Below are 12,060 nucleotides of genomic sequence, written 5' to 3'. Positions count from 1 at the left end.
TACCCCTTAGCGATCCACGTCAGCCATAACGACGTCAATTGTCGCTAAATAAATGATCAAGTCAGATACAAGACTGCCGTTAATCACGGAAGGAATTTGCTGCAAGTGGGTGAAAGTTGGTGTACGAATACGGGTACGATAGCTCATCGTTGACTTATCAGAAGTCAAGTAATAGTTAGACGCACCTTTTACCACTTCTGCCATTACAGACGCTTCACCAGCTGGCATTACAGGACCCCATGACACGCTCAAGAAGTGCGTAATCAAAGTTTCAATATCTTGTAAAGTCTTATCTTTTGGTGGTGGAACTGCCAATGGATGATCCGCTTTATAAGGACCCGAAGGCATATTATCCAAACACTGTTTAATGATTTTCAATGACTCTTCAATTTCACGATAGTGAACCATCACACGTGCATAAGCATCGCCTTCGTACTCCAATGGCACTTCAAAATCGTAATTTTCATAGCCACTATAAGGACGATATTTACGCACATCAAAGTCAATACCTGTTGCACGTAAACCAGTACCTGTTACACCCCATGCCAATGCCGATTTTGCATCGTATTGCGCAACATTGCGGGTACGACCAACAAAGACAGAGTTTTTAAGCGCCGCAGTATGATATTCCTTCAAACGTTTTGGCATCCATTCGAGAATTTCGCGAATCAGTTTCTGCCAGTTGTTTGGAAGATCATGTGCTGTACCACCAATACGGAACCAAGCTGGATGCATACGGAAACCTGTGATCGCTTCAATTGCGTCATAGATTTTTTGACGGTCCGCGAACATATAGAATACAGGTGTCATACCACCCGCATCCTGAATCGCAGTACCGATATACAACAAGTGGTTATTGATACGGAATAATTCAGACATCATGACACGGATACATTGCGCACGGTCAGGAACAGTGATCCCTGCCATTTGCTCCACACCCATCACATAAGGCATGTTTTGCGCACAACCACCCAGGTAATCTACACGGTCAGTATAAGGAATGAATGAATGCCAAGTTTGACGTTCAGCCATCTTTTCCACACCACGGTGGTGATAACCGATATCAGGCACACAGTCTTTTACTTCTTCACCGTCTAACTGCAAAATAACACGGAATGCACCATGAGCAGATGGATGGTTTGGACCCAAGTTCAAGAACATGAAGTCTTCATCTGCGTTACCGCGTTTTAAACCCCAATCTTCTGGAACAAAACGAAGATGTTCTTGCTCGAAATCTTGTTTGGCTTTGTCTTGCATATACGGCGTATATTCCGTCGCACGTGCAGAATATTCTTTACGTAACGGATGACCCTCCCAATACGTTGGCAACAAAATACGACGGAGCATCGGATGCCCTTCGAAATTGATCCCAAACATATCGTATGCTTCACGCTCGTACCAGTTAGCATTCGGCCAAATGTTGGTTGCTGTTGGAATGTTAATATCATTCTCATTCAACGCCACTTTAATACGAATATCACTATTGCGTTCCAATGAAAGCAAGTGATAGAACACAGTGAAGTCTGATGCAGGTAAACCATCACGGTGAGTACGCAAACGCTCATCTACCGCAGATAAGTCAAACAGCATCACATAAGGACGTGGCACTGTACGCAGGTACATTAAAACTTCTTGTACACGTGCGCGCTCAACCCAGACCGTTGGAAAATCTTCAAACGTCGGTTGCACGTAAAAGTTCTCACCAAATTTGGCTTTGAGATCTTCTACAATCGCAAATGCTGGGCGGGAATCAACTGGAGTTGATTCTGGCATAGCAATTTCAGTTTCAGCCATTGGCTTGGCTTCCTATTTAATACAAATTCTGTGAAATTTTCTGATGATCATACCCTTCAGGTATGTCAAACATTCATCAGAAAAAATTACTCAATCTCATCCATAGAGCGTAAGTTTTTCACTGCAATACGTTCAGCGTTCTTACGGTCGCGTTCTGGCATCATCTTTGGCTTATATACTGGCTGAAGATCATCACCAATTACCGCAGACAGCGGACGACGTTCTAATTGAATTTGGTCTTGCAATAACATTAATGCTTGGATTAATGCTTCTGGACGTGGCGGACAACCTGGAACGTACACGTCAACAGGAATAATTTTATCTACGCCTTGCACAACAGAATAAATGTCGTACATACCACCAGAGTTTGCACAAGCGCCCATTGAAATCACCCATTTAGGCTCAAGCATTTGTTCGTACAAACGTTGAATAACAGGTGCCATTTTGACAAAGCAAGTCCCTGCTACAATCATTAAGTCAGCCTGACGCGGTGAAGCACGAATAACCTCAGCACCAAAACGTGATAAATCATGCACACCTGTTAAGGTTGTTGCATATTCTACGTAACAGCACGAAGTACCAAAGTTAAAAGGCCATAATGAGTTTTTACGGCCCCAGTTCACAGCTGTATGCAACACGTCCTCTAAACGAGTCATGAATACATTTTTATTCACTTCTTCTTCAAGTGGATCTGTCACAATCTGACGATCTTGAAGCGGATATTGTTCAGCTTCTGGATTCGCACGGGTTAAGGTATATTTCATTCCCGAGTTACTCCTTGTTCAGAGACATGGTCGATGTCTTATCTTTCACACGACCAGAAGATTGAGCTGGAATCGTTCCTGTAGGATCTGTCACCAACTCTTCAATTGAATTGAAGCGAGTAATTTCTGCAAGGTCCATATTCGGTGAACCAATTTTAGGTTTAATCCCTGCTATTTTACGTTTATCCGAAGGCGACCAGTTTAAGGCACCTGTTGATAATTCATAAATTAAACCAACGAGTAAAACTAAAATAAATACAGCCGCAGCTGAAAACCCGAACCAACCTACTTCACGTACAGATGTCGCCCACGCGTATAAATAGAGGGCTTCCAAATCGAATACAACAAAGAAGATTGCGACGAGGTAGAACTTTGCAGACAAGCGGATACGTGCTCCACCAGCACTAACCACACCTGATTCAAATTGCTCTTGCTTCGCACGTCCCCATGATTTACCCCCAAGGAGCAAAGGAACGGTGAGCATAAAGACACATAAAAATGTCACGCCGATCACGAAGGCAATGATTGCCCAATCGTATGGAGTAATGGCACTCATGCGGGGATAACTCCTGGCAGGCCTATTATTTAACAAAGAATGTATGTATTGGCCTTGCAAATACACCAAACACAAAATAAATCTGGTCAATTGTACCCGATTGATGTCATCTGTTGCTAGTTAATAGCTCTAAGTCTTTCGGATGATTTTTTAGACAAAACACATAATTTTTCATGATTCGACGCAATACCACGTTCAATTATCGCTTTATCAAATTCCATTCCTATTTTTTATTAATTTTTCCGAAGTATATTTTAAAGAGATGAATTAAAAATGACAAATCAGTAGCTTAATTCTCATTAAAATTTTTCAGACATCACTTTTGTGCAACTTTTTGTGTTTATTCAACAACAAATCTGCTTTCTTTTAGCGAAATTATACACAAAATATTTTGTTACATTCTATGTAAAAAAGTCATATTCAAGCAGCCCGTATTTTTCATAAAAATTATCTCAATATGATAAATAATGTCATTTAATTAAATCAACATTCTCATCTTGATAACTCCATTATCAAAAAAAGCACCCTTAACTTAAAATAGATTTTTTATTTAGCTTCTCTAAAATCCAATACGCCTACTTTTGACCTACCTTACAATATCAATATTTCATTTTATCAGAACTGATCCAACCTCATTTTTTAAACAAATATGAAGTTCCAGCCTTTAATCATGTTTTATCCTATGTATAAACTCTCGTATATCAATATCTGTATTTACTATACACCCTCCCCCTCCACCGCTTATTTTATTTTGCGTTTCCCATTTCATTAACGCTATACATTTCATTGATGCTTTACATCATCTTGTTGTACTGTTTTAAACATTGAATCAATCCTGGTAACTTGTCGCAAACATAGACGAATTATCTACACAGCCTATACACATTTAACAATTTTTCCTGTGTATGCTAAATATCATTCACTTTAAATCAATAATTTAGGGGCTAAAACATGGAATTTAGTAGCAAACCAAACTATTTTTTATTTGCACAATTACTGATTCGTCATATTGAAAACTATGTCAAAAAGCATCCTGATGCACAAAATGCGATTTTTGATCTTCGTGATGTTTATGAAATTTTCCGTCAAGATCTTGCTGCAACCACAACAAATCTGGAAGGTATTTTAAACATTGCAGATGAATATCGAATTGACACCATTCAAGGTGATCAAAAAATTATCAGTGGCTATAAAATTGATGCAGAACAAAATAGCTTATTGATTGACTTTAATGCAGACGCTTTACAAGCATTAAGAGAAAGTAAACCGATTATTGCACCTGATGCGACGCTTCAAGAATAAGTTCCAAGGCTTAAAAATAAGCCTGTTGAGTGCTTAAATAAAAAAACACCGAAATATTTCGGTGTTTTTTATGCTTAGCTTTTAACCACAACACTAAGCTTTCACTTTACTTGCTTACACTTTCTTTTTCTTAAACCGCTCAACAGGCCAAGACATGGTGAATCTTGCCCCACCAAGTTCTGGGCTTTGATCAACCTCAATCGTGCCACCAAACCAATAAGCAATACGACTCACAATCGACAATCCCAAACCATAACCACCAGAAGCGCGGGTACGGCTGTCGTCCAAACGGGCAAATGCTTCAAATACACGTTTACGGTCTTCTTCGGGAATTCCTGGACCATCATCTTCGACACACACATATGCCATCTTGGTTTGATGATTGACACCACCACTTAGGCTAACTTGATGATCACAATAACGTACCGCATTACCGACAAGGTTTTGCACCACACGATGTAAATAACGACGTTCCGCATCAACCACCACGTCAGACGAAAGTGGATTGAGATGAATTATTTTCTGAGTTTTTAAAGCCTCAGTTTCTGTCGCAACCTGTTGTAAAACATCAATCAATGCAATTTTTTCAAAGTCTAAAGAAGGCGTACCCTGCTCCAACTTGGCATAGGTCATAATCTCATCAATCAAAGTATTCAATGCCTCGATATCTTTGTCGATCATTTCAACCTGTTGCAAACGATAGTCATGATCTTCTTCATCAGCCAACATTTCCATACCAAAACGGATACGTGCCACAGGCGTCCGCAACTCATGCGACACTGCACGCATCAATTCTCGTTGAGCTTCAATCAAACGCTGAATATGATCGGACATGCTGTTATAACTACTGGCAAGACTCGCCATCTCATCATAACCCTCAACCGGTACACGCTGTGACATATCACCTGTTTTCATCACATCCAAAGCTTGATTGACCTGTTTCAGTTTACGTTGCATTGGCACGATCAAACCGTATACACCCAAGCAAAGCAAGAACATACTCAACAAGGTAATTCCCGCAGCAAGTTTGACTGGCATCCAATTAAACATTGGAACAGGTCCGAGTACGAGTACATCGGTTGGTGAGTTTGGCAACGGAGAAACGATGGAAATAGTTGTGCCACGGACTGTTGCGCTGTCCCGCCACAAAATAACACTTTGATCTGACCTTAAACGACCAATTTGCTCAGAATCAAGATTGAGCTGAGATATTTTTTCTACACCAACATGGTAAGAAAAATGCTGTTGAATTTTTTTAAGATATTCTTGTTCTTGACCCGGATAATAAACCAGATAATCCAAAATAAAGACAGGCAATGCCTTCATTTGGCGTTCGCCAATTTGATCTACTTTGATATAAAGATAGTGTTTAGGATCATTGCGGATGCCCAACACCAAATAAGCAATCCCCTGTTCAGCATCATAACGCACAACTGCTTTTTGACTTTCAATACGTTTTTCTTCCGTACGTGATAAATCAACTTTTTGTGCATCCAGATAATAAATAGGCAATTCCAATAAATCAGAAGCGTCCGAAATCCAATCAAGACGTTGTTGCTCGGTTTGTTGACGTGCCACACCTTCGCTAATCACAAATGAAATACCATCTGTTAAAGATTCGCGATATTCCTGCGCACGTTGGTAGTTGATTATTTGAACAAGCAAGTATCCAAACAATGCCACCAACACCACAAGAATAACTAGTCCAGCATAAATACGCAGGAATATACTGTGTTTAGACACGCAAACTCACCTTCGTTATGCTTGCCGTTGCATAGGCAAGCATTTTAGATGATTGACCCATCGTTTATAGACCAGTCTCTTTAACAAATAGATAACCTTTACTACGTACAGTTTTAATACGTTTTGGATTTTCTGGATCATCACCGATTTTTGGACGTATACGAGAAATACGAACGTCGATTGAACGGTCTTGACCATCGTACTCGATACCACGTAAACGCTCGAAGATGTCTTCACGGGAGAGAATACGCCCTGCATTGGACGCCAACAACCAAAGCAAATCATATTCAGCGCTAGTGAAATCAACTAACTCACCATTTAAGGTCACTGAACGACCACCATTGTCAATCACCAGATCATCAAACTCAATACGTTGAGCCACTTCATCTTCAGGGGCTTTGTCTGTACGACGTAACAATGCACGGATACGTGCGAGCAGTACACGCGGTTGAACAGGTTTAGCAACATAGTCATCTGCACCCATTTCCAAACCAAGTACTTGATCCATATCTTCAGTACGTGCAGTCAACATCAAAATCGGCTGATGATAATGTGGACGAACTTCACGACAAACGGTTAAACCGTCTGCACCTGGCAACATGACATCTAAGACCACAAGATCTGGTTGCTCAGCAATAATTCGGCGAATTGCACGATTACCATCTGGTTCTACCCCAACCTCAAGACCATTACGAATTAAATATTCTTGAGTTAAGCGAGCAAGACGCTCGTCATCTTCAACAATCAAAATCTTTGGTAACTTTTCTTCTTGGCTCATCTATTTGCCCCTATATTTGGTTTGGTCCCTGCTACAAATCTCGCAGATTCAAGACACTATGTTTTGCAATATACACACGTTTACAATGTAAACAAGACCTCATTCACCAAACTGATACATGAGCGTATCAATTTGTTATATTTTTATTAACTATTGAATTGTAGACAGTTTTCCAAGAACACCTGTCAGTATTTAGCAATATTCCTAACACAATCAATACGCAGACTATTTTTTATACAAAATATTTCATTGTTCATATTCTGTTTAAACAGTTCGTCGTTTTTTAAGTTATCCACATAGTTATCTATAAGCACTCTTGGCAGTGTTTGTTATGCTATGTCCTTGCCAAATAAGGCATATAACAAAAATGGTTCTTTAAGGGAAAAAGACACAAATAAAAATTTACTGATTAGAGATAAAACATTCTTAAAATGTCAATATTGATCTGACCTTAAAATTACCGTATCTTGTGTTCTAAATTAAATTAAACCACTAAGTATTGTGTTTAGTCCTCAAACATCGTGACGAACAAAATTGCATCTCGTCCGGTTCAAATGGTCCATAAACATAACAAAGATGATGACAATGGAGCTACGCTGACAATGAACGCCATTACAACCCCTGGTCAACTACAAGTGATTAAACGCACTGGTGATGTTGCCGCTTTTGATGCAGATAAAATCGCTGTAGCAATTGGTAAAGCTTTTTTGGCTGTTGAGGGCCAGCAAAGCGCAGACTCAAGCCGAATTCATGACCGTATTACACAATTAACAGAAATGGTTATGAACACTTTTAATCGTCGTTTACCGTCTGGCGGAACAATTCACATTGAAGAAATTCAAGACCAAGTTGAATTGGCACTTATGCGTACAGGCGAACAAAAAGTTGCACGTGCTTATGTGATCTATCGTGAACAACGTTCTGAAGCACGTAAACAAACAGGTGCTCATCATCACCCAACTTTACAAATCACAGATGCGAATGGTCAGCTTCAGCCTCTAGATTTGGGCAAACTTCAAGCCACGATTGAAAAAGCGAGTGAAGGCTTAGAAGGTATTGATGTTCAAGCCATTGTCGATGAAACAGTAAAAAACTTATATAACGGTGTAAAACAGTCAGACATCTCAACGACGATGATGATGGCGACCCGTACCCGTATCGAACAAGAACCAAACTACACCTATGTAACTGCACGTTTACTTCGTGATGATTTAGTTGCAACAGGTTTAAAATTCTTAGGTTTAGCGACAGATACCGAAGAAGGTGATGCGCTTGAAACTTACCTGAAAAAAGGGATCGAGTTAGAACTTCTTTCACCAGAACTTTTAAACTTCGACCTTGCTAAATTGGCAGCAGCGATCAAACCAGAACGTTCAAACCAATTTACCTATTTAGGTCTACAAACTTTGTTTGACCGCTACTTCATTCATTCAAATGATGTACGTTTTGAACTTCCGCAATTGTTCTTTATGCGTGTCTCTATGGGGCTTGCATTAAATGAAGAACAGCGTGAAGACCGTGCAATCGAATTCTATGACTTATTGTCTAGCTTCGATTATATGGCGTCTACACCAACACTGTTTAACTCAGGTACTTTACGTCCACAATTGTCAAGCTGTTACTTAACCACCATTCAAGATGATCTTTACGACATCTATGGTGCAATGCGTGACAATGCCCTCCTATCTAAATGGGCGGGTGGTTTAGGAAATGACTGGACACCTGTTCGTGCTTTGAACTCCTACATCAAAGGCACAAACGGTAAATCTCAAGGTGTGGTTCCTTTCCTTAAAGTTGCTAACGATACCGCTGTTGCCGTTAACCAAGGCGGTAAACGTAAAGGTGCAGTCTGTGCATACCTTGAAACTTGGCACTTGGATATTGAAGAATTCCTAGAGCTACGTAAAAATACAGGTGATGACCGTCGTCGTACGCACGACATGAACACAGCGAACTGGGTTCCAGATTTGTTTATGCAACGTGTGATTGAAGATGCTGAGTGGACATTGTTCACGCCATCTGAAACACCTGATCTACATGACTTAACTGGCGCTGCATTTGCTGAACGCTATGCTTACTATGAAGGCATCGCTAAAGAAAGCAACATGCTTCATAAGAAAATCCGTGCAAAAGACTTATGGCGTAAAATGTTATCAATGTTGTTTGAAACTGGTCACCCGTGGATCACATTCAAAGACGTATGTAACTTACGTTCACCACAACAACATGTTGGCGTAGTTCACTCATCTAACTTATGTACAGAAATCACTTTAAATACCAATAAAGATGAAATCGCAGTATGTAACTTAGGTTCAATCAACCTTGTTCAACACGTTCAAGGCGGTAAACTTGACCGTGAAAAATTGGCACGTACTGTAAAAACAGCAGTTCGTATGCTCGATAACGTGATTGACATCAACTACTATGCAGTTGAACAAGCACGTAATTCAAACTTAAAACACCGTCCAGTCGGTATGGGTATCATGGGCTTCCAAGATGCTTTATATGAATTGGGTATGGGTTATGGTTCAGATGAAGCAGTCGACTTTGCTGATGAGTCTATGGAAGTGATCAGCTACTATGCGATCCAAACTTCTAGCGACCTTGCGATTGAACGTGGTGTTTATTCAACATTCAAAGGTTCATTGTGGGATCAAGGTATCTTACCAATCGACTCTTTAGAGATCGTTGCAAAATCTCGTCCAGAGCGCATGTTCGAAGTTGACCGCACACAACGTTTAGACTGGGACACTTTACGTGCCAAAGTTCAAAAAGACGGTATGCGTAACTCAAATGTGATGGCGATTGCGCCTACAGCAACGATTTCTAACATTTGTGGCGTTTCTCAGTCAATCGAACCTACTTTCCAAAACCTGTATGTAAAATCAAACCTTTCAGGTGAATTTACAGTGATCAACCCGTACTTAGTACGTGCGTTAAAAGATCGTGGTCTTTGGGACTCTGTGATGGTCAATGATCTTAAACATTTCGAAGGTTCTGTACAAAAAATTGCCCGTATTCCTGATGAACTAAAAGCAATTTTTGCAACAGCGTTTGAAGTGGATACACGTTGGATCGTTGATGCTGCATCACGTCGTCAAAAATGGATTGATCAAGCACAATCATTGAACCTCTATATCTCGGGTGCAAATGGTAAAAAACTTGACATCACGTATAAGATGGCTTGGTTACGTGGTCTTAAAACAACCTATTACCTCCGTGCATTGGGTGCAACATCTGCTGAAAAATCAACCATTAACACAGGTGCTTTAAACGCAGTTAAACCAACAACTGTGGCTGCTCCAGTGGCAGCGGTTGCACCAGAAGCTAAACCTGAAGCACCTGCTGAAGAAGAAGGTTTCTCTCAAGCAGCACCAGTGCCACAAGCTTGCTCAATTGACAATCCTGATTGTGAAGCTTGTCAGTAAGTCATCCTCCCCGACCCTCTTTTTTTAAAAGGAGGGCGATTCCTCAAGATAAAAGGTGGGATGAAAATCCCTCCTTTTTAACAGGGAATTTAAGGGGATTGAATAACTCTAAAATCACAAAAGGCTGAGCCATGTTCCATTTAAGTCATAACTATGAGTTAGGCATAATTGTGCTGATCTTAGCCTTTTTGGTTTTTTATATCCCTGCGGTCTATGCATTTATTGCGATCCGCAAACAGCAAAAGCGTAATCAAAATAAGTAGTGTGGGTATCTGTTCTTTCGAACAAGAACGAAACAACTATCGGCAAAACTTAATTTTGCTTGCACAGAATAAGCGTATAGTAGTGACATCTTTTTTGTGAGATGTCGAACATAGATATTAACAACGAAGAGAGAACAACGATGTCTATCCTAAGTTGGGACGATTTTGAAGATGATGAACCGAAACAAGCTGCACAAGCTCACCAGCCTGCGCCCGTCGAACCGAAAAAAACGACTGATTCGCAGGTGGTATCTGATGCAAAGCAATCATCGCAGAATTTGGCAGCTGCACAATCCGCTGGAACCTATACAGCAAGATCAACAAATCCAACCGATTCATTGGCAAGAGCATCTCACGCCTTAGAAAAGCTGGATGTTGCACCGGGCTTGGAAGAGCTTGAAATGGGTGCACAACGTGTACAAGTTGATGATAAAGCCATGATCAACTGTCGCGCAGATTTGAACCAACTTGTTCCATTCAAATATGAGTGGGCTTGGCAAAAATACCTAGACGGATGTGCAAACCACTGGATGCCACAAGAAGTCAACATGAATCATGACATCGCATTGTGGAAGTCTGAAAATGGTTTGACTGAAGATGAGCGTACCATTGTAATGCGTTCTTTAGGTTTCTTCTCAACTGCAGATTCTTTGGTTGCAAACAACTTGGTTTTGGCGATCTACCGTCATATTACCAACCCTGAATGCCGTCAATATATTTTGCGTCAAGCATTTGAAGAAGCGATTCACACCCATGCTTACCAATACTGTATCGAATCTTTGGGTATGGATGAAGGCGAAGTCTTTAATATGTACCGCGAAGTTCCATCTGTTGCCCGTAAAGCAGCGTGGGGCTTGAAGTATACACAGTCTTTGAGTGATCCTACTTTCCATACGGGTACACCTGAAAACGATCAGATCTTACTGCGTAATTTGATTGCATTCTATTGTGTACTTGAAGGAATCTTCTTCTACTGTGGTTTCAGCCAAATCTTGTCTATGGGTCGTCGTAACAAGATGAATGGTGTTGCTGAGCAATTCCAATACATCCTACGTGATGAGTCGATGCACTTGAACTTTGGTATCGACATGATTAACCAAATCAAGATCGAAAACCCACACTTATGGACTGCTGAGTTCCAAGAAGAAATCATTCAAATGATTCTTGAAGGCACCATGCTTGAAATCGAATATGCGCGTGACACGATGCCACGTGGTGTTTTGGGTATGAATGCAGCGATGATGGAAGAATATTTGAAATTCATCTGTAACCGTCGTTTAGCACAGCTTGGTCTTCCTGAGCAGTTTGCTGGTGTAAATAACCCGTTCCAGTGGATGTCTGAAATGATGGACTTGCGTAAAGAGAAGAACTTCTTTGAAACGCGTGTGACTGATTATCAAACTGGTGGTGCGTTGAGCTGGTAAGGTAGACC

The 12,060-nt window shown here is 40.6% G+C and carries 9 protein-coding genes; 4 read left to right on the top strand and 5 right to left on the bottom strand.

Annotation, left to right across the window (positions count from 1 at the left end; all coding sequences use genetic code 11):
- Positions 1-6: 6 nt before the first annotated feature.
- The 3 genes from nuoC to AAV97_RS19125 all read right to left on the bottom strand — a co-directional run bounded on the left by nuoC (position 7) and on the right by AAV97_RS19125 (position 3,114).
- Positions 7-1,794 carry an NADH-quinone oxidoreductase subunit C/D gene (gene nuoC / locus AAV97_RS19135; RefSeq protein ID WP_004827938.1) on the bottom strand — a complete coding sequence of 596 codons (1,788 nt, stop codon included), beginning with the start codon at positions 1,792-1,794 and terminating at the stop codon, positions 7-9.
- 86 nt (positions 1,795-1,880) lie between these two features.
- Positions 1,881-2,558, bottom strand: coding sequence for a NuoB/complex I 20 kDa subunit family protein (locus tag AAV97_RS19130; protein WP_004827935.1), 678 nt, complete (start codon positions 2,556-2,558; stop codon positions 1,881-1,883).
- A 7-nt stretch (positions 2,559-2,565) separates the two neighbouring features.
- On the bottom strand, positions 2,566-3,114 hold the full coding sequence (locus AAV97_RS19125) for an NADH-quinone oxidoreductase subunit A (protein WP_004827934.1): 549 nt from the start codon (positions 3,112-3,114) through the stop codon (positions 2,566-2,568).
- 951 nt (positions 3,115-4,065) lie between these two features.
- On the opposite strand from AAV97_RS19125, the gene AAV97_RS19120 reads away from it, so the two are divergent.
- Complete coding sequence (locus tag AAV97_RS19120) at positions 4,066-4,416, top strand: hypothetical protein (RefSeq protein ID WP_004827932.1); 351 nt, start codon at positions 4,066-4,068, stop codon at positions 4,414-4,416.
- A gap of 114 nt (positions 4,417-4,530) precedes the next feature.
- On the opposite strand, the gene bfmS is transcribed toward AAV97_RS19120, so the two are convergent.
- Together bfmS and bfmR are read right to left on the bottom strand one after the other, a co-directional pair.
- A complete protein-coding gene (bfmS, locus tag AAV97_RS19115; protein WP_004827931.1) occupies positions 4,531-6,159 on the bottom strand; it encodes a sensor histidine kinase BfmS in 1,629 nt (542 codons plus the stop codon).
- A gap of 64 nt (positions 6,160-6,223) precedes the next feature.
- Complete coding sequence (bfmR, locus tag AAV97_RS19110; protein WP_004722855.1) at positions 6,224-6,937, bottom strand: response regulator transcription factor BfmR; 714 nt, start codon at positions 6,935-6,937, stop codon at positions 6,224-6,226.
- 554 nt (positions 6,938-7,491) lie between these two features.
- On the opposite strand from bfmR, the gene AAV97_RS19105 reads away from it, so the two are divergent.
- From AAV97_RS19105 to AAV97_RS19100, 3 genes are all read left to right on the top strand, one after another.
- Positions 7,492-10,365: a ribonucleoside-diphosphate reductase subunit alpha gene (locus AAV97_RS19105; protein WP_081409771.1), complete on the top strand. Its 2,874-nt coding sequence runs from the start codon at positions 7,492-7,494 to the stop codon at positions 10,363-10,365.
- Between the two features lie 131 nt (positions 10,366-10,496).
- The gene (locus AAV97_RS21030) at positions 10,497-10,628 is read left to right on the top strand and encodes a preprotein translocase subunit YajC (protein WP_004827925.1); all 132 of its coding nucleotides are present in this window, start codon (positions 10,497-10,499) and stop codon (positions 10,626-10,628) included.
- Positions 10,629-10,768: 140 nt separating this feature from the next.
- On the top strand, positions 10,769-12,052 hold the full coding sequence (locus AAV97_RS19100) for a ribonucleotide-diphosphate reductase subunit beta (RefSeq protein ID WP_004827922.1): 1,284 nt from the start codon (positions 10,769-10,771) through the stop codon (positions 12,050-12,052).
- Positions 12,053-12,060: the final 8 nt, after the last annotated feature.

The sequence above is a fragment of the Acinetobacter sp. Ag2 genome (assembly GCF_001005515.1).
In the GTDB taxonomy this organism is placed as follows: Bacteria; Pseudomonadota; Gammaproteobacteria; order Pseudomonadales; family Moraxellaceae; genus Acinetobacter; species Acinetobacter bereziniae.
Note: the sequence above shows the minus strand (reverse complement) of the source record. Positions and strands in the feature narration are given on the sequence as shown.

Excerpts from the sequence above, each read along its gene's own strand:
- AAV97_RS19120 (WP_004827932.1), top strand. The coding sequence starts at position 4,066 with ATGGAATTTAGTAGCAAACCAAACTATTTTTTATTTGCACAATTACTG.
- AAV97_RS19100 (WP_004827922.1), top strand. The coding sequence starts at position 10,769 with ATGTCTATCCTAAGTTGGGACGATTTTGAAGATGATGAACCGAAACAA.
- AAV97_RS19125 (WP_004827934.1), bottom strand. The coding sequence starts at position 3,114 with ATGAGTGCCATTACTCCATACGATTGGGCAATCATTGCCTTCGTGATC.
- AAV97_RS19105 (WP_081409771.1), top strand. The coding sequence starts at position 7,492 with ATGGTCCATAAACATAACAAAGATGATGACAATGGAGCTACGCTGACA.
- AAV97_RS19130 (WP_004827935.1), bottom strand. The coding sequence starts at position 2,558 with ATGAAATATACCTTAACCCGTGCGAATCCAGAAGCTGAACAATATCCG.
- AAV97_RS21030 (WP_004827925.1), top strand. The coding sequence starts at position 10,497 with ATGTTCCATTTAAGTCATAACTATGAGTTAGGCATAATTGTGCTGATC.
- bfmR (WP_004722855.1), bottom strand. The coding sequence starts at position 6,937 with ATGAGCCAAGAAGAAAAGTTACCAAAGATTTTGATTGTTGAAGATGAC.
- nuoC (WP_004827938.1), bottom strand. The coding sequence starts at position 1,794 with ATGGCTGAAACTGAAATTGCTATGCCAGAATCAACTCCAGTTGATTCC.